The sequence below is a fragment of the Mycolicibacterium agri genome (assembly GCF_002553505.1).
GTDB classification, from domain to species: domain Bacteria; phylum Actinomycetota; class Actinomycetes; order Mycobacteriales; family Mycobacteriaceae; genus Mycobacterium; species Mycobacterium agri.
The window spans coordinates 38,489-60,847 of the sequence record NZ_PDCP01000037.1; the positions used below are offsets into that span (position 1 = coordinate 38,489).

Sequence of the window (22,359 nt, forward strand, 5' to 3'; positions counted from 1 at the left end):
GCACCGCGAAGATGCTACGCAAGTAGACGGTGGGACGCCCGCAGGTGCTGCACACCGGGTCAGTTCCGCATCGGGAGGCCATCTCCCGTTTGCCGTCGACATAGGACTTCATCGCCCATTGCACAGTAGACAGGCAGAGTTGGCAGAGCGTCTCGACGACGTCGCCGCCTGGACTGAGCCCGATCTGGTCGCATCCGTCGACGGCGTGGATCCAGGCGACCACCACCGCGGGCGCGCCACAAGTGATGCCCGACGACATCTGCTGGGCACTGCAGATCGGCTGCAGCCTCAGAAGCTGATCCTCGACGGCCGGTACGATGTCCTTGCGTCGTACCGAGCGCCACACGAGGACGACGGCAACCTTGGCTCGATCAAGCAGTCCTTCGGTTCGTCCGGCGCTGCAACCGTATTCATTATGCTGTCGGTCGATCTCACGACGCTTCATCTGATTTCTCCAATTGTGGCGGCAGCGTCTCAGCGTCGGCTCACCGGTACTTCAGGCCAGAATCGCCGACGCCGAGACGGCGGTCATCACCCGGCGACCCGATTCACCCGGGTGATCCTGTGTGCTGCCGCGCCGCCGGTGTGTGAATCCGGCGATGCGAATCGGGCGTCAACCGTCGCTGAATTCACAGTCGGGAAGCGCTGACGCGTGGTGTGGGTGCGTCACCCGGGTGAGATGCGCACACGGGTGAAGACGAATCACCCGCCAGGCGCAGATAGTGATCGGGATCCAGGCCGCGCGGACCTGCCGTAGCGGCGCATGAGCTATGAACGGAGAGATCGCATGTCCGACAACCAGGTCACGTCGGTGGTGGCCGATGCGCTGAAAAGTCCACGGTTGACCGCTGTTGCGGGGTTGGTGGCTCGTTACTGTCTGGTCATCGTGATCGCCTGGTTCGGCATCATGAAGTTCACTTACTACGAGTCGCACGGTATTTCACCGCTTATCGCCAACAGCCCGTTCTTCAGTTGGATCTATGACGTCATCTCGATCCGCACGTTTGGCTTCCTGCTCGGACCGGTCGAGCTGATCACGGCGGCATTGTTGGCGCTCAAGCCCTGGTATCCCAAGGCGGCGGTGGTCGGTGGGGTGCTGGCTTCGGGGTTCTTCGTTACCACGTTGAGCACGATGATCACCACGCCCGACGTCAGCGAAGCATCCGCCGGTGGCTTTCCGATCCTGTCGGCCAACGGTCAGTTCTTGATGAAAGACATCGCTCTGCTGGGTATTTCGTTGTGGCTGCTCGCCGACGCCATCGACGCCACCCGCAAACGAACTTCATGACACCGCGGGCGACCGGGGAGGCCGGTGATCATTACGACCTCGTCGTGCTGGGCGCCGGCTCGGGCGGATACGTAGCGGCTATCCGTGCCGCCCAGCTGGGCATGGCCGTCGCAGTGGTCGAGGAACGGTACTGGGGCGGGGTGTGCCTCAACACCGGCTGTGTACCGTCGAAAGCACTGCTGCGCAACGCCGAGATCGCCTCGATCCTCACCCATCAGGCCGCCGCATTCGGCCTCTCCGGTGACGTCAGCCTCGACTACTCCCGCGCCGTGTCGCGCAGCCGGGAAGTCGCCGATGCCCGTGTCGGCGGCGTGCACTTCCTGATGCGCAAGAACAACATCACCGAGATCGACGGGCACGGCCGATTCACCAGTCCGCACAGCCTCGCTGTTGACCTGCGTGAGGGCGGCACGCGGTCACTGAGTTTCGACCACGCGGTGATCGCGACCGGGTCGCGGGTGCGGATGCTGCCCGGAGTCACCCTCGGTGACAACGTGGTCAGCTACGAGCAGCAGATCCTTTCCGCCGATCTGCCCGACTCGATCGTGATCATCGGCGGCGGCAGCATCGGCATGGAATTCGCCTACATCCTGCACAGCTACGGTGTGGGGGTCGAGATCCTGGAATTCACCGACCGGGTGCTTCCGAGCGAAGACGCCGACGTGTCCAGAGAACTGCGGCGCCACTACCGGCGCCGCGGCATCACCATCCACACGTCGACCCGCGTCGAAACCGTGACCGACCACGGCGACTACGTCACCGTCGATCACACCGGCGCTGACGGACAAACCTCAACCACGAAGGCCGCGCGGGCCTTCATCTGCATCGGTTTCTGTCCCAATGTGGAGGAGATCGGCCTCGACGCCGTCGGTGTGCGGGTCACCGCCGGTGGCGCTATCGATATCGACGACTACATGCGCACGTCGGCACCGCACATCTACGCGGTCGGCGACGTCACCGCCAAAGTTCAACTCGCCCATGTCGCTTCCGCGCAAGGTGTCATTGCCGCGGAGACCATGGCCGGGGTCGACACGATGCCATTGGACTACCGGATGATGCCGAGAGTGACGTTCTGTCAGCCGCAGGTCGCCAGCTTCGGCTACACCGAAGAGCAGGCCCGCGCCGCCGGATACCGGGTGCGGGTTGCGACCTTTCCCATGCGGGCCAGCGCCAAGGCCCATGGCTTGGGGGAGCGGGGCGGCTTCATCAAGATTCTTGCCGACGACACGCATGGTGAGCTATTGGGCGCGCACTTGCTTGGCGCAGAAGTCAGTGAACTCCTTCCCGAGTTGACGCTGGCGCAGTTGTGGGACATCACCGCGCGAGAATTGGCCCGAAACGTTCACACTCATCCGACTCTCGGTGAGGGTCTTCAGGAATGCTTTCATGCTCTCACCGGCGAGGCCATCAACCTCTAGAAGCCATGGCTACGGCAGGATGAAGCGCTCGACGGCGTCGGCGAAGCCGTCAACTTCGTTCGAGGTGGTGACACAACGGGCGGCCCGCTTGACCTCATCGCCCGCGTTCCCCATCGCGATGCTGAGCCCCGATCGATTGAACATCTCCACATCGTTGGCCATGTCGCCGATCGTGGCGATCTCCTCAGCAGCGATTCCGTACGCCGTTGACAAGTAGTCGACGACGGCGCCCTTGTTGGCGTTGGGGTTTGTGACATCGACGTAGTACGGCTGCGATGCGGCCGCAGACACGTGGTCGCCGAAGTGCTCGCGCACCCGGGCCGTCGCCTTCTCGACCGCGTCGTAGTCATCGCTGACACCAACCACTTTGGCCACACCGTTCGACACCGAGGCATATCCTTCGCTGTCTTCGATCAGCGACGGTTCGAATCGGACCGTCCACGCCTCGCGCGCCACGTGCGGCCCGTGCACATCGGGGACCAGCCAATCGGCGCCGCGGTAGACCCAAACGCTCAATCCTTCGGCGTCGAGCAGTCGGATCACCGCCGGTGTCAGCTCGTCGGGGATCACGCGCTGTTCGATAACCGACAGATCCGGCCGCGCGAACAGCCCACCGTTGAAAGCCGCGACCGGCGTGGTGATTTCGAGGGGCGCGATGAGCATCGACATGCCACGGGGCGGACGACCGCTGGTGATCGCGAACAGGATCCCGGCTTCGCGCAGCTTGGCGACGGCGGCGACGGCGCGTTGGGTCAGGACCTTGTCTTGTGTGACCAGTGTGCCGTCGACGTCGGCCAGCAGCAGTCGAACCGGTGCAGGGGGGCGGTGGCTTGCCATGATGCCTTTCAGTCGTTGCTCTTCCGCGCCGGTGTCAGCGACGGCCGGGTCGTTCGCACCGGATGATGTGCATCACGGCGTTGATCAAGGCCAAATGGGTGAACGCCTGCGGGTAATTGCCCAGATGCCGGCCCGTGCGCGGTTGGATAGCCCCGGCGTAGAGGTTCAGCGGGCCGGCGAGCGCCAACAGCCGCTCACACAGTTGCTTCGCGCGGGCCAGTTCGCCGATCTCCACCAGCGCCGAAACCAACCAGAACGAGCAGACGGTGAAGGCTCCATGTTCGCCTGCCGAACCGTCGTCGGTGTCATCGCTGCGATAACGCAGCACAAGACCGTCTTCGGTGAGCTCATCGGCGATCGCGAGCACGGTGGCGCGGATCCGCGGATCGTTGGCCGGCAGAAACCGCGTCAGCACGGCGAGCAACAGGGACGCGTCCAGCGCATCGGCGCCGTACCGCTGAACGAGCACGCCGCGGGAATCGACACCGTTGGCCAAGACGTCGTCCCGTATCTCGTCGGCGATCGAGCGCCACTCCTGCACGCAGGAGGTTTCACCCTGCGACGCGGCTAGTTTCGCGCCGCGGTCCAGTGCGACCCAACACATGATCTTCGACGACGTGAAGTGCTGCGGTTCGCCTCGCATCTCCCAGATTCCTTGATCGGGGTCGCGCCAGTGCCTGATCGCCTCCTGCACCTGCCGCTTGACCATGAGCCACACCGTCTCCGGTATGTCGTGACGTGAATTGGCGTGCAAATACACCGTTTCCAGGATCGTGCCCCAGACGTCATGCTGGTCCTGCTGGTACGCGGCATTGCCGATCCGGACCGGCCGCGCCCCGTCGTATCCCGTGAGGTGGGACAGGTCGACCTCGGCCAGGTTGCGCTCCCCGCCGACGGCGTACATCACCTGCAACGGAACGTGTTCACCGGTGTTCGCGCAGGACACCTCCGCGATGAACGACAAGAAGTCGTCGGCCTCGCGTTCCAGCCCTAGCGTGTACAGACCCATCAGCGCGAACGTCGAATCGCGCACCCACGCGTAGCGGTTATCCCAGTTCCGTTCGCCGCCGGGAGTTTCTGGCAGCGACGTGGTGCATGCCGCCACCAATGCGCCGGTGGGCGAGTATGTCAGACCCTTCAGCGTCAGCGCGCTGCGCTGCAGATACGACCGCCACGGATGGTCGGGAAAGTGCCCCGTCTTGATCCATTCCCGCCACATCTCGCTGGTCTGCCACATCTTGTGGGCGGCCTGCTCGTAGGTCTGCGGTGGCGGCTGCTCAGACCAGGACAGCGCGACAAAGACGTTGTCGCCCTCTTCCATTCGGGTGCGGGCGCCGGCGACCGTGCCCTCCAGTCCCAGCCGCAGATTGGTCGTGAGCGTGAGATTCGGGTGTGTGTCGGGATCGGTCTGGGCCCGCGCAACGGCTTCGCCGTAGTCGGCTCGCGTGTATTCCCAACAGGCGCCGTCACGGTGGTAGTCGAACGCGGGGGCGCAGCCCATCACCAGCTCGACCGTGCCGCTGACGCAGCGCACGGTGCGGAGCAGGATGTGGGCGGCTTCCCAGTCCATCGGAGTGCGTCGATGCGTGGGCGACCGCGACTCCACGTGATGCCACGGCCCCATCACCAGGGCGTCCCGCACGATGAGCCAACCGGTGTCGGTCTGCCAGGTGGTTTCCACCATCAGGCTGCCCGGCAGATAGCGACGCGCGGCAGGCACCGACACCCCGAGCGGGCCGAGGCGAAACCGGCCTGCCGACCGGTCGAGGAGTGCGCCGAACACGCTGGGTGAGTCCGGGCGGGGTACGCACATCCACTCGACCGAACCCGCCGACGAGATCAAACATGTCGTCTCGCAGTCCGAGAGAAACGCGTAGTCGGCGATGGGCGGGAAAGGATTACGGGTCGAACCGCTCGCGGTGCCGGAAATCGGTTTGGTGTCAAGCACGTGCGCGAGGTCTGCCCCCTTGACACCCGTTCGGCCGCGGCGCGGTCGGTCGGCGCCGGCAGGTGCGGATGGGTTGTCGGTCGCGGTCGTCGGCCGTGGCGTCATCGTTGTTAGGCGCCTTCTCGGCGGGGGTCACGCCAGCCCGGATGGCCGGAAAGCAACGCGTCGGCGCCATGCGGGCCCCACGACCCGGGCGGATAGCTCCGTACCGGAGGTGGTGCGTCCAGCAGCGGTTGCATGATGCGCCAGGTTTGTTCAACGTTATCTTGCCTGGTGAACTGGCTGGAGTCCCCGTTCATCGCGTCGTTGAGCAGCCGTTCGTAGGGTTCGGGGGCTTCGCCGAGTTGGTCGGCGAAGTTCAGCGAAAGATCGACTGTGCGAGTGCTGTCAGCGCCCGGCTCTTTGGCTTGAATGACCAGCTTGGCACCGGGATTGGGATCGATACGCAGAATGAGCTCGTTCGGGTCCGGAGCGTGATGAGTGATGGCCAACCTGGGTGGTCGCTTGTAGATGGCCCGAATCTCGGTGGCGCGCACCGGCAGAGCCTTGCCGGCGCGGATGAAGAACGGAACACCGGCCCAGCGCCAATTGTCGATCTCCAGCCGCAGCGCAGCGAACGTCTCGGTTCGCGAGTCGGGTTTGACACCCTCGATCGCCCGATACCCGTCGTACTGGCCACGGACGTAGTGCTTCGGGTCGGCCGGTGGAATGGCCCGGAACACCTCAACGCGCTTGTCTCGCAGTCCGTCTGCGCCAGCCACGCTGGGTGGCTCGGCGGCGAACAATCCGAGCAGCTGGAGCAGGTGGTTCTGCACCACATCGCGCAGGGCGCCGACGGAATCGTAGAAGCTGCCCCGCCCGTCGACCCCGAAGTCCTCGGCCAAAGTGATCTGGACGGCCTGGATCCGGTCGCGGTTCCACAGCGGCTCGAAGACCGAGTTTCCGAACCGCAGGAACACGATGTCCATCGCGGCTTCCTTGCCAAGGAAGTGGTCGATGCGAAAGATCTGGCGTTCGTCAAGGACCGCGTGGAGCTGGTCGTTCAGCGTCTGCGCCGAAGCCAGATCGTGGCCGAAGGGCTTTTCCAACACCACTCGCGCGCCGGCGGTGAGACGGGCATGGGCAAGTCCTCCCACCACCACGCTGAACATCGACGGTGGGATCTCGAGATAGAAGATCGGGCTGTGCCGCCCCCAGATCGCTTGCGCCACCCGGTCGTAGGTCTGTTGATCGGCGAGATCACCCGAAACCATGGTCAGCCGCTGCGCGAAACGGTCGAATACCGTTTCGTCGATACTTTCGCCGGTGTCCTCGATCGCGCGCCGCGCGTGATCGCGCAGGGTAGAAGAGGACCAGTCGCGGCGGGCTACGCCGACGATCGGGCAGTCCAGCAGGCCGCGCCGCTCCATCCGGTACAGGGCGCGAAACGTCATCTTCTTCGCCAGATCCCCGGTGATACCAAAGATCACCAAGACGTCTGCACGCGTGCTCTCCGGTGTATCCATCGCGCTCCTGGTTCGAGTGATCAGATGTCGCCAATCACCGTGGCGGCCGAATTCGCCACTCAGGTACAGCGTCACCAAGATCGGGGTGAGCTGTCATCGTCCGGTTCGGCGATTCACCCGGGTGAATTGGTTCGCCGGGTGATGACCGCTTCTCGACGTCGGTGCATGCTTGCTCATCATGTGGGGAGCGAAAGGTAGATGTCGCCGTGCACAGGTAATTACGGGAGCTCGCCGTGGTTGAGCACCGCCACGTCAAACTCGACCCCGAAACACGACACATCGAGACCCGCCGCCTCGTCTTGCGGCCATGGCGCCTCGACGACGATGCCGCGGCCTGCGCAATCTATGGCGCCCCTGAGGTGGCTCGCTGGTTGTGCCCGGCGTTGCCGGCCATCGTCGACCGCGCCGAGATGCGCGGCATGCTCGGCGTGTGGATCGCCGAGAGCGACGCAGCCGAATTGCCCATGGGCCGCTGGGCGATAACCGAAAAGCGATCCGGACAGGTGATCGGGGGAGTGGCGTTGCTTCCGCTGCCGCCCGAGCGCAGCGACCTCGAGATCGGCTGGCAGCTGGCCCCTGCGATGTGGGGTCATGGGTACGGTGCGGAGGCCGGCCATGCGGTCGCGCATCAGGCCTTCGAAAATGCCGGTCTCAGTGAGGTGTTCGCGGTGATCCGGCCGGGCAACCATCGTGCCGTGGCCACGGCACGACGGGTGGGTATGGAATGGGTCGGTGAGACCGACAAGTACTACGGTTTGACCCTTCAGGTCTATCGCCTGTGGAAGGCCGACCTGGATCTGCCGGAGCCGGCCTGCGCGGATGCGCCGGAGGCTTAGCACCGACAAGTTTTTCTTCGCGCTCAGTCGCTTTGCGATGGCGCCGCTGCCCGATCGGACGCTTCCTGGTAGCGGAGATCGTCGGCGTACATCTGCTCGTCAAGAGGCTGCATCGCCGAGGGCGCGGGCATGAACTCTTCGCTGGCAGAGAACCGCGCCCAAGACGGCTGGGCGAAGCCGATCGACACCAGTGGCCGGACGAACAGAATGTTGGTGAGGTATCCCAGCGCAACGGCCCACCTGTTCGCGTTGCGGGGTATGGCGTACAGGTGGTAAAGGCGGGTCACGAACTTCGCGGCGAACCCGGACAACTGGATGTTGAGCGGATTGGCGACGGCGAACCCGGGACCCAAGTCGACAACGGTTCCGAGGTCGCGATGCCGGTACTCGCGCGCGCTGCCGTAACCGAGGCTTGCCGCGACGTTTCGGGCCAGAACCTTGCCCTGCCGGGTGGCGTGTTGTGCGGTCGGCGGCGTTATCGCGTTCGGCTTGGTGACATCAGGCACGGCTGCGGCGTCACCACCCGCGAAGACACCGTCGAATCCGGGAACCCGTAAGTCCGATCCGACTTTGAGCCTGCCCTTCACGGTTGGCAGTCCTGTCGCGGCGATGAGCGGGCTCGCGACGACACCGGCAACCCATGCGACGGTATAGGTGCCGATGCGAGTCCCGTCGGTCAAGATGACGTGATCGGCAGCGACCCGTGACAGGGTGACACCGGTGAGAAACTGCACGCCGCGCCGCTTGAGCACCTGCTCGGTTCGCGCGGCCAGTTCGGGGCCGAGTTCGGGCATCAGTCGTCCCGAGCGTTCGACCAGTATCAGTCGTACGTCGCCCGGTTCGAATCCGAAATCGTGCACTGCCACTGAGGCCATCGCACACAGCTGGGCGATGAGTTCCGTACCGGAATAGGAGGAGCCGACGACCACGATGGTCTTGCGCGCCGCTGCCCGTTCGCGGTTCTCGTCGATGCGGGCCAGCTCGAACTGCTCGATGATGTGGTCGCGCAGAAAAAGCGCCTGCGCCGTCGACTTCAGGCCCCGCCCGTGCTCCGCCAACCCGGGAATGTCGAACAGCCGGCTGATCGAGCCCGGAGTCAAGACGAGGCGATCCCATGAGAGCTCGTGGGTCATGTTCTCCTGATCGCGACAGCGCAGGGAACGCTGCGACAAGTCCACCGAATCCACGTAGGCCCGGATCAGTTGGACTCCCGGCAACCTGTCGTTCAAGGGCACGGTGGCAAAGCGTGGATCTGTTGCGCCACCGGCCACCTCGGGTAGCAGTGGTGTATACAGCAGATAGTCGACCGGCGAGATCAGGGTCACGACGGCGTTGGAGCCATGTCGCCTGAGCAGCTTGCTGAGTCGGCGTGCGCATTCGAAGCCGGCGAATCCGCTGCCGACGATGGCAATTCGGACTGGCGGCATGTGAACTCCCTTGATCGAGACGTGCGGGACGCCGCAGTAGCACGAGACGCTACTGCGTGGCATCCCTCTGGTTCGTCGAAAGAGCATGTCGTCACGCCGGGTGAATGGTCATCACCCATAGCTAAGGATCACCCGGGTGATCGGTAGCGAAATCCGCAATGTGGTTTACGGGTCGCCGCGCCCTCTGTTCGTTGTGTCGCGGCAGACCGGTCCCGATTTGCGGTTGCACGCTGATGAGCTCGAGGCCGAGATCGCGCACCCGGTCGAGAAGCCCGAAAAGCTGCGATTGGTCTCTGACTTCGCCGCTGAAGACCGAGTCAGCGGTGCCGGCGTTCAGGGTCATTCCCTCGAGTACCGCTGCCAGCCGCTCGGTCAGGCGGCCCCGGACGCAGATCTGGTACGTCGTCGGCTCCAACTGTTGCTCCTCTTTCCGTCTGCACACCAGCATCCACGGAGGCAGGGGTGGTGGTCATCGGAACTATGGGTGATTCACCCGGGTGATTGTCCGAGGTAGCTTTCTGCGGCGTTGCCTTGTTCAGAGAACGGCTACGCGATGCCGTAGTCCTTTATCTTGCGATAGATGGTGGCCCGCGACATTCCGAGCGCGCGTGCAGCGTCTAGCTTGTTGCCGTTATTGTCCTCGAGACTACGGACGATCGCGTCGCGCTCCAACGCCTCGATTCGGCTTAGTTTGCGCCGCGTCAGAGAGCGACACTCCGGAGGCAACTTGTCGGCCTCGATAAGACCGGACCGCTGGCGCGCAACGGTTTCGATCAGAACCCGCCGAAGCTGTGACACGTTACCTGGCCACGGCAGCCTGCTGAGTTGGCGCATGGCATCGGGCGCCAACCGCACATCGGCGCCATGGGTGATCTCGCGCAACAGCAGCGCAACGAGTTCTTCGAGGTCGTCGGCCCGGTGTCGCAGCGCGGGCACCGTGACGGTATGGGTGAACATGCGCAGCAACTGCTCGTCTTTGAGCGCTGCGCACGTTGCGTCTCGTGTCGTCGCGGCGATCCATCCGCGGCCGACGCGCGCGGCCAGCAACGATGTAATCGGTTCGAGTGTGTTCGGGTCGATGTCGTCTATATCGGCGAGAACCAGCGCGAAGTCATCATCGCCCGACTCGGCTGCAAGCTCGGCGATGAAACGCGCAGCGCTGTCAAACGCCTCGGCGCGCATGATTCGAACGGAGCGGCCCGGTTTGACGTATTGACCAACCGCCTGGGCCATGCGTGACCGGCCGGAGCCGTTCTCTCCCTCGATCACTACCCAGTCTCGGTCGCGGCAACATTGACGGACCTGCTCGCAGCAGCGCAGCCAGGCGCCGTTGCGACCTGCCAGGCCGGGGATGACGGCGTGCGCCGAGCGACCGCCTGTCCGGGGTGTCCTGGTTTCTACCGAAAGCTCAACGTGCAACACAACATTGATCTGGCCGCCGCGCATCGTCGAGCGATCTGCTGCGGTGATTTTCGCGATTCGCCCGCTCGGCAGTACAGCCAACGCCGTACCCGACAATGCGGAGCCCACAAGATCAGAGGCATGATCGATCAGGACGATCTGGTCATTGGTGTCGAGGCTCTGACGAAGGTAGCGGCTCATCAGCAACACGTCACCACCGATCGCCAGCACACCGAATGGGAATCGTCGCGCCTCCGTGCGGTACGCCTCGAGAAGCGCGATCTCGCTCGCGTGCGCCGACTCTCGCATCCGGTCCTCGATCTGGCTCCGCAGGCTTTTGACCAACGGCAACATGACCGGATTTGAGCGGCTGGCCCAGCACGTGAGATCGATGACGCCGACGAGACGCTGGGTTATCGGGTCGCGGATCGGCGCTCCCGCACAGGCCAGCTCGCCCAGCGGGCCGACGAAGTGTTCGCCGCCGCGAATGAACACAGGTCGGCCGGTCTCGAGCGCGGTGCCGATCCCGTTGGTGCCGGCGAATTCCTCAGCGTAGCTGTAGCCGGGAACGAGGCTCACCGAATCGAGTGCCGTCACGAAGGAGCGTGCTGAGGCGGAGCGCTCGATCACCACACCGTCGGCCGAGGTGAGAATGGCCGACATCGCCTCGAAATCACGTCCTGCGTAGCGGATTGCAGCACAGGGTCCGCGGCGTGAGCTAGTCGTGATTCTGTGTTCGGCTGCCGAACGAAGGGCAAATCGAGCCGGTCCGGGTGGACCCGCATGGCTTGCGATCGACGCCACGAGTCCAGCAGGGTTGGGGGCAAGGCCTGTGCGTCCAAGGCGCCCTCGCACAGGAACTTTTCCCTCACCCGCCGAACGTCAGACTGGACGTCGGCCCGCAAACTCATTGACGCATGGACCTCGCTCCCCGACTGAGCGGTGCGGCCAGCCCAACGCAGGGTCTCAAATTGAGACGGGCAACTCTGCTCAGATTGAGACGATCAGTATACGCCCGCGGAGATGTCATGGGTCACGTCAGCTCAAGGACGGATGGGAAGAGTGACGGAGACTCAGGCAACGCCAAAGGGCGTCGAAGTCAACGGCGGCCAGGGCCGATCCGATGTCGGCCATCCGGCGCGGAGAAACACGCCCAATCGCGCTGTTCGCGCAGGTCTGTCCAGTTATCGGCAGTCCGGGGCCGCGGAGCCGGATGTGGCTGTTCGCGTGAGGACCGCGAGAAGATCCGAAAAGATGTGCCTGCCGCCGATTCGTGGGCGCGCAGACGAACTGCAGGTGATCGGCGCACGGATTGCGGCGGTCGCTCACGGGCGCGGCGGCGTGCTGGTCATCGAAGGTCCGCCGGGTATCGGAAAGAGCCGCCTGTTGACCGAATCGTCGTCGCTTGCGGAGCAGGCGGGCGTCCGGGCACTGTTCGGCGAGGCATTCGAACACCAGCAGACGGTGCCGTTTTTCCCGCTCTTCATGGCAACCCTCCGCGCGGATCCCCCTGTTGGCGATGCGGAGGCACTGCGCCGTTTGGGCACGTCGACCGATCTTGGCTATTGGGTGGTACGCGACTTGCAAGCCGCCATATTTGCGACGGCGTCTCGCACACCGTTGGCGATCTTCCTCGAGGACATCCACTGGGCCGATAACGCCACCTTGCTGGCGCTTCGGTCGTTGGCTGCCAGACGGCGGGATGCGCCGGTGCTGTGGGTGCTCACCACGCGCACCAATGTTGGAGGACTGGCCGTCCGCGAGACGCTGGCCGCGCTGCGAGGCAATGACGCCACGTTTCTGCGGTTGCCGCCCATGACACCGGCGGCGGTATCCGACACTGTGCGAGATGTGGTGCGAGCCAACGCTGATGTATCCCTGCTCAGCCTGGCGGACAAGGCGCGCGGCAATCCCTTCTTGCTGACGGAGCTCCTGCAAGGACTGCACGAGGAGGGTCGACTCGATGTCAGCGGCGGCTGTGCGGTCGTCACCGGAGACGTGTTGCCGCAACGGCTCACGCACACGATGCAGCAACGGCTCGACCAGCTCTCCACTGCTGCGACCCAAGTCGTGCGGGTAGCCGCGGTGCTGCCTGACCGATTCACGGTCCGACTGCTCGCTGCGATGCTGGAACGCCGACCGGCGGCCCTGGTATCAGCGGTAGACGAGGCTGTCCGCGCCGACCTCTTCATCGAAGATGGTGATCAGATGAGGTTCCGCCACGATCTGCTGCGTGAAGCGACGCGGCAATCGCTGCCGCAGTCGCTGCGCCGAGCAATGGAGCGGCAATCGGCGACAGCCATGCTCGACATCGGGGCGCCAGCCGAGGCGGTTGCGACTCAGCTCGCCCGCAGCGCTGAGGTGGGGGACCGGGCCGCCATCGTCGCGCTCCGCGAAGCGGCACAGGCGGTGGCCAATGAGGATCCCTGCTCTGCAGCGGACTTGAGCAACCGCGCGCTGGAACTCCTGCCCTCGCAGGACCCTGGGCGTGGGCGGCTGGTGGCAGAAACGATCGTGCTACTCAACCGGGCCACGCGCTACGAGGAGGCGCTGCGGTTAGCCGAGACCACCGTGCCCGGCTCGGTGGCGCCTGAAGAGGAAGCCGAGATTCGCCTCCTCCTCAGGACCGCAATCACAGACACGGCAACACGGCACATCGAAGAAAACCGCCGCGCGCTCCGGTTGCCCAACCTCAGCGACGTCACCCGGGCACGGCATCGGTCATGGCTGGCATACAACCTGACGATGTACGGTCAACGCGGACACGACAGCACGGCCGCGGATGAGGCGGCGGCCGCCGCTGCAGACACCGGCGATCCTGAGTCGAGCATTTTGTCGGGCGTAGCGCGGGCCTATCTCGACTGCGCCGGCGGCTACGCAGGTCGTGCCCTTCGCCGTGTTGAGGAACTTCAGGTCCTGACGGGCGAGTGTGAGGTGACCACTCAAAACCTCGCGGCATGCCATCTGGCAAACCTCCTCGCCGTGGTGGGTCGGTTGGAAGATGCCGCGGCGGTGATCGCAAGCGGCACAGCGAAATCCCAGAAGGAACACGATGGTATGGCGCTCCACATCTGGGCTTTGATGGCCGGGTTGATGCAGGTCGCTGCGGGCCGGTTGTCGGTGGGGCGCAACATCACTGAGCACCTGCCAAAGCCAGAGCCAACAGGAACGACCTTGGTGAGTGCGATGCGGATGTTCACCCTGGCGGAGGTGGCAGCGCGGACCGACGACCGAAATTTGTTGACAGCGATGCTGAGCGAGGCACGCGATGCATGCTCAAGTGGCGCGCCGACCGTGCGTCGGGGGGCGGCACGCGTGCTCGGACTGGCGGCGTGGCGGCGAAACGCTGTCGGTGAAGCCGTCCGTTGGCTTGACGGCGATTTCTCGCTACTCACGACACCGTTCTTGCCGATGGTCTTGGACCATTTGACCCTGACCGCTCGGGTGGCGTCATCGACTGGTGACGCAGGCCTGCGAGCCCGTCTCGCGGACGCTATTGACGCGCTTGAAGGTGAGCGGCCTGGCGTTGCGCTATTTGGCGCAGTGGCCCGACGTGCCCGCGGGATACTCGAGCGTGATGCCGAGGTCTTGGTGGCGGCCGCGGGGTTGCTTCGCTCGTCGGAGCGGCCGCTTCTGTACGCCGGCGCCGCCGAGGACGCCGGTGTCGAGTTGAGTCGCGCACGGCGCAACGCTGAAGCGGTTGACCAGCTCAATGCGGCGTTCGACACCTACAGCGAGTGTGGGGCCAGCGCCGATGCCCGTCGGGTCGGCCGTACGCTGCGTCGATTGGGCGTGACGCGGCGTGTCGTCACTCACCCGCACGCAAGGACCGGCTGGGACAGCCTTACCGTTTCCGAACTCGCGGTCGTCGAGTTGATCGCCGAAGGCGCGACGAATCGCTGCGTCGCGCAGCATCTGCACCTATCCCCACACACCGTAAAAACGCACTTGCGCAATGCCTTCGCAAAGCTCGGCATCACGTCTCGGACTCAACTGACGCAGCTCATGCGGCGCGCTGATGAGCGACAGCAACTTGGGTCCGATGATCCTACGATGCGTAGAATGACGTGCACTGCAGCGGCAGTCCGGTAAATACAGACGGGACACCCGGTGGGGTCATCAACCGGCCTATTCGACATCGGCGGCCAAGGCCTGGTCACGCCGCCAATTCGGGGGCGGGCCGACGAGTTGGAACTGATCAGCGGAGTAGTGACCGCTGTGGGCCAGGGCCGCGGCGGCGTGCTGGTCATCGAAGGGCCGCCCGGCATCGGCAAGAGTCGACTGCTGACCGAGGTGTTGGCGCTGGCTGACAAGTGCGGGGTACGCACCCTGTTCGGGGAGGCGTTCGAGTATCAGCAGACGGTGCCGTTCTTCTCGCTGTTCATGGCGACTCTCAACGCCGATCCACCGGTCGGAGACGCCGAGGCGCTGCGCCAACTGGGCGGGTCGGCCGATCTGCGCTACTGGGTGGTGCACGATTTGGCCGACGCGATACATGCCGCGGCCGCGCAGAACCCGTTGGCGATCGTGTTGGAGGACATTCACTGGGCCGACAACGGCACGCTGTTGGCGCTGCGGTCGCTGACCACCGCACGGCCGGATGCGGCGGTGTTGTGGATATTGACTGCCCGCACAGGGGTGGGCGGACCCGCGGCCCAAGAGACGTTGTCGGTACTGCAACGCGCGAATGCCACATTCTTGCGGTTGGGGGCCATCACAGCCGATGCGGTCGCCGACATGGTGTGCGACGCCGTGCGAGCGAAAGCCGATGCATCCCTGCTGAATTTGGCCGCCAAAGCGCACGGAAATCCGTTCTTGGTCAGTGAGCTTGTCGGCGGGCTCGGCGAAGAGCACCGACTGAACGTCAGCGACGGGCGCGCGGTGGCCACCGGAAACGGTTTGCCGCGGCGGCTGGGCGCCAGCATGCAGCAACGCCTTGACCTGCTGTCTGAGAGTACTGCCGAGGTGGTCCGGGTGGCCGCGGTGTTGCCGGACCGGTTCTCGGCCGGCTTGCTGGCCGCAATGCTGGAACGATCACCGACGTCGTTGCTGTCGGCGCTCGAGGAGGCGGTACGCGCGGATCTGTTCATCGAAGACGGTGAGCGGCTGAGGTTTCGGCACGATCTACTGCGTGAGGCCACCCGGCAGTCATTGCCGCGGTCGTTGCGGCGGGCAATGGAGCGCCAGTCGGCCTCGGTCATGCTGGCGATGGGCGCGGCGCCCGCCGAGGTCGCCACCCAGCTGGCACGCAGCGCCGAGCCCGGAGACATGGAAGCAGTCGATGCGCTGCGCCGGGCCGCCCAATCGGTGGGTCGCAGCGACGCCAACGCTGCCGCGGACCTGAGCAAGCGCACATTGGATTTACTGCCCGCCGAGCACCGTGACCACGGGTCATTGGTCGCCGAGACGGTGGAGTGGCTCAACCGGGCCGGCCGCTATGGGGAAGCGGAAGAATTGGGCGTCGTGGCGCTTGCGCAGGCGTCCTCACCGGAAGTCGAGGCCGAGATCCGCCTCCGGCTTCGGACGCATACCAAGCACAGCTCGCCGCAGCGGGTGGAGGAGAACCGCCGAGCGCTGCGGTTGAGCGGGATCAGTGAGGTCACCCGCGCACGGCACCTGGCGTGGTTGGCCTACAACCTTGTATTGCAGGACAAAAGCGGGGACTGGCGGATCGCAGCCGACGAAGCTGCGGCCGCTGCGGCGGCCACCGGTGATCTCGAGGCCGCCATCATCGCCGAGGTGACCCACGCTTTGCTCGATTCTGGTGAGGGGTACGCGGCCCGCGCACTTGGCCGCCTCGATGAGGTCCGCTCTATCGCGTACACGAATGAAACGGCGTTGGCACACGCCTATGCCGGGATGTTCCACGCGACCATGCTGGCGGTGGTCGGCCGACTGGACGAGGCGACCGCCCGGATCTCCGAAGGCATTGAGCAAGCTGGCCGGGAAGGCAACTCGATGGCCCTCGCTACTTGGGTCGTCCACAGTGGCTGGGTCCACCTCGCCGCGGGCCGGCTGTCGGCCGCACTCGACGCGGCCAATTCTCTGCCACCTCCGCAGCCGACGGGCGCTACTGAGCAGGACGTACATCGCATGCTGATCCTCGCCGAGGTGGCGGCGCATACCGATGACCGGAGCTTGCTGCAGCAGACGGCGAATGATGCACGCGATGCCCACCCCATCGGTTCACCTGGCCAACGTCGAGCGTGCGCGTACGTGCTGGCGCGGGCGGCGTGGTATCGCGGCGATGTTCATGAAGCAGCGCGCTGGCTCGCCGACATCAGCCTGCTGGGGACGCCTCTCTTCCCCCATGCATTGGTCCGGCTGGTCTTGGGTGCGCGGGTGGCCTCGGCCGCGGGCGATGCCGGCTTGCGCGCGCGGGTCCTTCAAGCCGCTGAAGTGCTTGAGCGTGAGAGGCCTGCGGTGCCCCTGTTGACGGCGGTGGCGGCGCATGCCCGGGGGATCCTCGAACACGATGTCGAGGCGCTGGTGGCTGTTGCAGAGTCGCTTCACACTGGTTCGCGGCCGCTTCTTTACGCCAACGCTGCGGAGGACGCGGCCGGCGAGCTGAGTCGCGGACAGCGCAGCGCTGAGGCGCTTGACCACCTCAATGCAGCGTTCGACACCTACATCGAGTATGGGGCGACCTCGGATGCACGCCGGGTTGGGCGCACGTTGCGTCGACTGGGCGTGGAGCGGCGCATAGTCCCCCAATCACGAGCGAAGACGGGCTGGGACAGCCTCACCGATTCCGAGTTGAAGGTGGTCAACCTGATTGCACAGGGCGCGACCAACCGTGGCGTTGCGGAGCGATTGCACCTTTCCCCGCACACGGTCAAGACCCATGTGCACAACGCCTTCGCCAAGCTCGGCGTCACTTCTCGGGCTCAACTGTCACAGCTGATGCGCCGCTCGGATTGACCAGCTCGTCAATGCCGAGACAACTAGGTATACCCCGGCACTGCGTTAAAGATCACCCTGTGGGCGATGGTGATGGCAATCCCCCCGTGCCAGCGTTAGTCCTTGAACTCTGATCGCTGCACCGAGCAGCAACGACACAGGGGGATTGAAAACGACGATGACAGTGTCGGCAACGCGACGCGCGATGTTTCGGCATCAAACGGTGCGTGTTGGTGTGATCATCTGCTCCCAAGCCCAGATGAGTCTCACTTTGAGACGCGTATTCGACTCATGTTGAGACGTTCATTGCCAGCGCGCGGGGGTGTCATAGGTGTAGCGGCCAATGCGCCAGCGACACAGAGAGATTGAAACCATGTTGAGCACGATTTTGGGAATGTTGATGATGATCCCGGTGTTGATCGGGGTCAGCGGGTACGTCTTGGTGACTCGACGGCCATGAGCATGCCAACCGGACAGCGCCAGAGTGCTCTTGCAGCAATCGCCCAGAACGCATCTGATTCAATGATCTCGCCGCGATCGCCGCGCCTAACGAAACCTCGTGGGTGGGCAGAGCACATCGGTGAAGCCGAGAAGCCCGCCGGCACGCAGCACGCGCCAACCTCGGGTGTCCGCGCCTGGACGCTTGACTCGACCGATTCGCGGAGTTCGGAGATGATCGCCTCAGACGACCGCAGCGACAACGAGCGGGCCGTCCTGCTCGCCACGAAACTGCACATTCCGGCCATCGGCGGCGAACTCGTCACGAGGTCTGCGCTGCTGGATGTGCTGTCAGCGGGCCGCTTTGGCAAGCTGACCCTGCTCAGTGCACCCGTGGGATGGGGCAAGACAACGTTACTGGCGCAGTGGGCTTCCGGTGAGGACGAAGACCATCGCTTCGCCTGGCTGTCCCTGGACTCTTCCGACAACGATCCGGTGTGGTTCTGGATGTACGTTGTCGCGGCGCTGCAGACGGTCAGTCCCGGAGTGGGCGCTCGCGCCGTAGAGCTACTCCGGATGGCGGCCGACCCGGTGCAGGTTGTTTTGCCAACCCTGCTGAACGATCTGGACTCGATCGGTCGTCCGATCGTCTTGATACTCGATGACTACCACGTGGTGGTGAATCGAGCGGTTCACGAGCAGATGGCGTTCGTCATCGGCCGACTACCACCGAATCTTCGCGTGGTGTTCGCCACCAGATCGGACCCGATCTTGCCGCTCGCTCGGCTGCGCGCGAGTGGTGATCTTGTCGAAATGCGCAGCGAAGACTTACGTTTCGGTGTTTCTGAAGCGGGCCATCTGCTCAACGATGTGTTCGGATTGGAGCTGAGTGAAGCCGACGTGGCGCTTTTGCACCAACGCACCGAAGGGTGGGCTGCGGGTCTCTACCTAGCCGCCCTCTCGCTTACCGGGCGCCCTGATGTCGCAGCGTTTATCCGGACATTCGCAGGTGATAACCGGCATATCGTCGACTATCTGATGGCCGAGGTGCTGGACCGTCAGTCCCCGCAAATTCGTCGCTTCCTGCTGCATACTTCGGTTTTGCCCCGATTCAGTGGCGCATTGTGCGATGCGGTGCTGCAGGATTGCGATTCAGCATCGGTCTTGGCGGAAATGGAGCGCGAAAACCTGTTCGTGGTGCCGCTGGACATGTCGCGGAATTGGTATCGGTATCACCATCTGTTCGGCGAACTGCTACGTGCGGAGTTGCATCGCAGCGAGCCCGAACTCGTCGCGGGTCTGCACCAACGAGCCGCGGCGTGGTTCGAGGGCGAGGGACTCCCCGACGAGGCGATACGCCATTTGATCGACGCCGGCGACATCGAGAAGAGTGCCGATCTCATTGCGGCGGACTGGTACAACGAGGTCAACGGGGGCGGGCTGTCCACCGTCTCGGGTTGGCTCGATCTTCTACCTGACGAAGCGGTTGCAGCCGATCCGCGGCTGAGCACCATCCGGGCCTGGATCGCGTTGAACCTGGGCGAATTCGAGACCGCGCGGTCATGGATCGAGATGGTCGAATCCACGGGTGCGGATGACACCGTCCAATCCGATTGCATCAGTATTCAGCTGATGGCACTGCGGTTGGTCTATGCGTTCAAGACGGGTGATGCCAATACGGCGGTCGAGCTGGCTCGCCGAGCGATTGACCTCGACTTCGCTGAGGCGCCGCAGGCCCGGTCGGCCGCACGCGTGACTTATGGTGCCGCACTGTATTTCGCCGGCAGCATCGACGAGGCCCGCGCTGCGCTTCAGCAGGCGGTGCACCTGACGGAGCAGCTGGGCGATCGGCGCCACCGCATCTACGCGCTGGGGTATCTCGCACTGATCGCCGCCGAAGCCGGCCAGCTCGAAACCGCCGAGCGCGAGATTCGCCGCGCAACGGGCGTCGGCACCGACCCGACCGGCTCCGAGCACTTCATCGACGCGGCAGTGGCACTGGCGGTGGCCATCGTTCTCGACGTCCGCGGCGACAGTGCCGCTGCTGCGGACGCAGCCGCGCTGGCGGTCGGGTTAGCCCGAAAGAGTGCGGGGATTCTCGAACTCGCCAAGGCGCTGTCGATCAGAGCAAAGATCCTCACCGACCTCGGTGACGCCGAGACGGCGCTGGCCAATCGAGATGAGGCCAACGCGTTGCTTCGCGGCTGTGCGGACGTGGCTATACCGCGAACGGTGGAGTCACGGGCTGGCCAGGGCGGCGGCGTAGCGGTGACCGCGCGGAACGACCCTTGGGCTGTGCCTGAGGAGCTGACATCGAAAGAACTCGAGGTGCTTGGCCTATTGGCAACCCGGTTGTCGCGCAGGGAGATCGGCCAACGGCTCTACGTCTCGCTCAACACGGTGAAGACCCATCAACGCGCCCTGTACCGCAAACTCGGGGTCGACAGCCGCAATGCTGCGGTCGCCCGCGCCCGCGAACTCGGCCTGCTCTGATCGACACAGCACGCCCCATCGGGATCGCTCTCACATCACATGGCGAATGTGGCGCAATCACCCGGGTGAATGAGAGGCAAGGGTGATGACGATTCACCTCGACAGACGGAAGTCTGTTGGTAGCCGGCTAACGGTCATCGTTTGCACACGGCAGTGAGCACGTCGCTCCCACGACTGTTCATCAGGTCGGGAAAGGGGATAGGACATGGTGTCAGACGTCGATACGGGATCCTCCGCTGACGAACGTAGACCGAACCCGACCACACTGATGAGCCGTACGGTTATTCCTGCGCCCGCGGTCGGTCACGGTGAGCTCGCACCGCAATGCGAACTGCGATTCCTTGACAACGGGTATCGCTGCGCTCGAACGGCGGTGGCGTATGTGGAATTTCATATGGTCGGGTATTGCAAACGCTCCGATTGTGACGAATACGGTAATGCCTGCGGCTTCGTGTGCGCCCACCATCGCGACGCGTTGGAGTACACCGCGCAGTGCACCATGGCGGAAATGGAGCCGACCGTGCTCGGGCGACTCTTCAATCGCGTCGCTCGATGCCCGACTTGTAAGAGAATGCTCTTGAGCGAATCCGACATATTGCAAGCCGTGGTATCAGTGTGACGGCGATCATCTTTCGGCGCTATGCGTGAGGGTTCTGTGGCGATTGCGACATTGGGGTCAGTTGCGTACGCGATGTCGACCCAGACGTCATCGCCTCCACTGGGCAAATTTCGGACATCCGTCGTTTCAGATGCCGAAATGGCGTGGCTGCTTGTCGTTGCGGCAGATGAGTGTTTGAGAGGTCATGAGCGGACCATGACATTCGTCGAATTGGGCTCCGGCGAAGCGCTTCTCGCCGTCGAGCGGATCCTCACCGCTATCGCGTCGCGCAGAATGAGATTGCCCACAGTGATGTTCGACTGGCTGGCTCTTTGGCTGTACGGACATGCCGGCAGCCCGCAACAGCCGCATTTGTGGTCGTTGGTTGCCCGCGTTCGTGATCGGACGGCGCCTTGGAACGAAATCGACGTCACGTCGTATGGGCTGGTCGGCGAGCAGCCCGTCATCCCCGTCACGCGTTGATGCGAGGCCGGCCACGTGACCTTGTCGTCGTCGGGTCGGGTCCGGCCGGCTACGCCGCGGCAATCTATGGCGCGCGGGGCGGACTCGACACCCTCGTTGTCGAGGGGCACGCGCCAGGCGGTGCGCTGATGGAGGCAGGGCAGGTGGATAGTTACCCAGGATTTTCCCGGCGCGTGCGCGGACGCGGCCTCGCAGGCGCGATGCGCGCTCAAGCACAGCATTTCGGTGCCGAGTTCTGCGGCGGGGATGTCGACGCCTTCGGTCTCGACAATGACGTGAAGTCGATTTGCGTCAACGACGGTCTGTATCGCACCTCCGCGCTGATACTTGCGATGGGCGCGACCAACCGAACTCTTGGCGTTCCTGGCGAGCGCGACCTGCGCGGATTCGGCGTCAGTACTAGTGCCAAACGTGATGGTGAGCAGTTCGCCGGTCGCGACGTCGCGGTCGTCGGCGGGGGCGACGCTGCTGTCGAGGAGGCGTCGTTTCTCGCGACCCTGGCCGGCCGCGTGACAGTTATCCACCGTCGGCCTCGGCTGCGTGTGTCTGCCCAGGTTGCTCGACTGCGCGATCAGCCGAATGTGGAGGTTTTGCACTCGACGGAGGTGCTCGCCGTACGCGGTCGACGCCGGGTCACCGGGTTGCGTCTGCGCAGCGTACCCACGGGCACTGACTATGACCTTGCCTGCGACGCGGTATTCGTGTCCATTTGGCTGTGACAGGTTGATTTGGCCCCGGTAGGACGGTCTGTTTTGGCCCCGTCCGCCCGACTCGCCGGTGCGGTTGT

The 22,359-nt window shown here is 64.4% G+C and carries 15 protein-coding genes; 9 read left to right on the top strand and 6 right to left on the bottom strand.

Annotated elements, in window-relative coordinates; translation table 11 throughout:
• Positions 1-139: 139 nt before the first annotated feature.
• From CQY20_RS34890 to lpdA, 3 genes are all read left to right on the top strand, one after another.
• Positions 140-649, top strand: a complete 510-nt coding sequence (locus tag CQY20_RS34890) for a hypothetical protein (RefSeq protein WP_163701527.1) — start codon at positions 140-142, stop codon at positions 647-649.
• A gap of 138 nt (positions 650-787) precedes the next feature.
• Positions 788-1,288: a YkgB family protein gene (locus tag CQY20_RS19855; protein ID WP_097941816.1), complete on the top strand. Its 501-nt coding sequence runs from the start codon at positions 788-790 to the stop codon at positions 1,286-1,288.
• Positions 1,285-2,706 (top strand): dihydrolipoyl dehydrogenase, encoded by a 1,422-nt coding sequence (gene lpdA, locus CQY20_RS19860; RefSeq protein WP_097941800.1) that lies wholly within the window; start codon positions 1,285-1,287, stop codon positions 2,704-2,706. Before CQY20_RS19855 ends, lpdA begins: the two co-directional genes overlap by 4 nt.
• 9 nt (positions 2,707-2,715) lie before the next feature.
• Here the strand turns inward: lpdA and CQY20_RS19865 are convergent, their stop codons facing one another.
• The 3 genes from CQY20_RS19865 to zwf are packed head-to-tail and all read right to left on the bottom strand — an operon-like array spanning position 2,716 to position 6,996.
• The gene (locus CQY20_RS19865) at positions 2,716-3,543 is read right to left on the bottom strand and encodes a Cof-type HAD-IIB family hydrolase (protein ID WP_097941801.1); all 828 of its coding nucleotides are present in this window, start codon (positions 3,541-3,543) and stop codon (positions 2,716-2,718) included.
• Positions 3,544-3,577: 34 nt separating this feature from the next.
• A complete protein-coding gene (locus CQY20_RS19870; RefSeq protein WP_097941802.1) occupies positions 3,578-5,596 on the bottom strand; it encodes a glycoside hydrolase family 15 protein in 2,019 nt (672 codons plus the stop codon).
• 5 nt (positions 5,597-5,601) lie between these two features.
• Positions 5,602-6,996, bottom strand: coding sequence for a glucose-6-phosphate dehydrogenase (zwf, locus tag CQY20_RS19875; RefSeq protein ID WP_097941817.1), 1,395 nt, complete (start codon positions 6,994-6,996; stop codon positions 5,602-5,604).
• Positions 6,997-7,229: 233 nt separating this feature from the next.
• Here zwf and CQY20_RS19880 point away from each other — a divergent pair, with 233 nt between their 5' ends.
• Entirely contained in the window at positions 7,230-7,832 is a 603-nt protein-coding gene (locus tag CQY20_RS19880) for a GNAT family N-acetyltransferase (protein WP_097941803.1), read from the top strand.
• A gap of 23 nt (positions 7,833-7,855) precedes the next feature.
• On the opposite strand, the gene CQY20_RS19885 is transcribed toward CQY20_RS19880, so the two are convergent.
• From CQY20_RS19885 to CQY20_RS19895, 3 genes are all read right to left on the bottom strand, one after another.
• The gene (locus CQY20_RS19885) at positions 7,856-9,259 is read right to left on the bottom strand and encodes an NAD(P)/FAD-dependent oxidoreductase (protein WP_097941818.1); all 1,404 of its coding nucleotides are present in this window, start codon (positions 9,257-9,259) and stop codon (positions 7,856-7,858) included.
• 121 nt (positions 9,260-9,380) lie between these two features.
• Complete coding sequence (locus tag CQY20_RS19890) at positions 9,381-9,674, bottom strand: DUF8691 family protein (RefSeq protein ID WP_234816324.1); 294 nt, start codon at positions 9,672-9,674, stop codon at positions 9,381-9,383.
• A gap of 131 nt (positions 9,675-9,805) precedes the next feature.
• The gene (locus tag CQY20_RS19895) at positions 9,806-11,464 is read right to left on the bottom strand and encodes a sigma-54-dependent Fis family transcriptional regulator (RefSeq protein ID WP_234816325.1); all 1,659 of its coding nucleotides are present in this window, start codon (positions 11,462-11,464) and stop codon (positions 9,806-9,808) included.
• A gap of 450 nt (positions 11,465-11,914) precedes the next feature.
• Here CQY20_RS19895 and CQY20_RS19900 point away from each other — a divergent pair, with 450 nt between their 5' ends.
• From CQY20_RS19900 to CQY20_RS19925, 5 genes are all read left to right on the top strand, one after another.
• Positions 11,915-14,752, top strand: a complete 2,838-nt coding sequence (locus CQY20_RS19900) for a helix-turn-helix transcriptional regulator (RefSeq protein WP_097941804.1) — start codon at positions 11,915-11,917, stop codon at positions 14,750-14,752.
• A gap of 18 nt (positions 14,753-14,770) precedes the next feature.
• A complete protein-coding gene (locus tag CQY20_RS19905) occupies positions 14,771-17,581 on the top strand; it encodes a helix-turn-helix transcriptional regulator (protein ID WP_165789278.1) in 2,811 nt (936 codons plus the stop codon).
• Positions 17,582-18,343: 762 nt separating this feature from the next.
• Positions 18,344-20,491: a winged helix-turn-helix domain-containing protein gene (locus CQY20_RS19910; RefSeq protein ID WP_234816326.1), complete on the top strand. Its 2,148-nt coding sequence runs from the start codon at positions 18,344-18,346 to the stop codon at positions 20,489-20,491.
• Between the two features lie 757 nt (positions 20,492-21,248).
• Positions 21,249-21,572 (top strand): tryptophanase, encoded by a 324-nt coding sequence (locus CQY20_RS19920; protein WP_133119091.1) that lies wholly within the window; start codon positions 21,249-21,251, stop codon positions 21,570-21,572.
• Positions 21,572-22,291, top strand: coding sequence for an NAD(P)/FAD-dependent oxidoreductase (locus CQY20_RS19925; protein ID WP_097941809.1), 720 nt, complete (start codon positions 21,572-21,574; stop codon positions 22,289-22,291). The genes CQY20_RS19920 and CQY20_RS19925 overlap by 1 nt, the downstream gene beginning before the upstream one ends.
• Positions 22,292-22,359 lie beyond the last annotated feature (68 nt).

What these genes read in the sequence shown, in the direction of transcription:
- zwf (WP_097941817.1), bottom strand. Translation starts at nt 6,996, where the DNA reads ATGGATACACCGGAGAGCACGCGTGCAGACGTCTTGGTGATCTTTGGT.
- CQY20_RS19870 (WP_097941802.1), bottom strand. Translation starts at nt 5,596, where the DNA reads ATGACGCCACGGCCGACGACCGCGACCGACAACCCATCCGCACCTGCC.
- CQY20_RS19855 (WP_097941816.1), top strand. Translation starts at nt 788, where the DNA reads ATGTCCGACAACCAGGTCACGTCGGTGGTGGCCGATGCGCTGAAAAGT.
- CQY20_RS19865 (WP_097941801.1), bottom strand. Translation starts at nt 3,543, where the DNA reads ATGGCAAGCCACCGCCCCCCTGCACCGGTTCGACTGCTGCTGGCCGAC.
- CQY20_RS19925 (WP_097941809.1), top strand. Translation starts at nt 21,572, where the DNA reads ATGCGAGGCCGGCCACGTGACCTTGTCGTCGTCGGGTCGGGTCCGGCC.
- lpdA (WP_097941800.1), top strand. Translation starts at nt 1,285, where the DNA reads ATGACACCGCGGGCGACCGGGGAGGCCGGTGATCATTACGACCTCGTC.
- CQY20_RS19885 (WP_097941818.1), bottom strand. Translation starts at nt 9,259, where the DNA reads ATGCCGCCAGTCCGAATTGCCATCGTCGGCAGCGGATTCGCCGGCTTC.
- CQY20_RS19920 (WP_133119091.1), top strand. Translation starts at nt 21,249, where the DNA reads ATGGCGTGGCTGCTTGTCGTTGCGGCAGATGAGTGTTTGAGAGGTCAT.
- CQY20_RS19900 (WP_097941804.1), top strand. Translation starts at nt 11,915, where the DNA reads ATGTGCCTGCCGCCGATTCGTGGGCGCGCAGACGAACTGCAGGTGATC.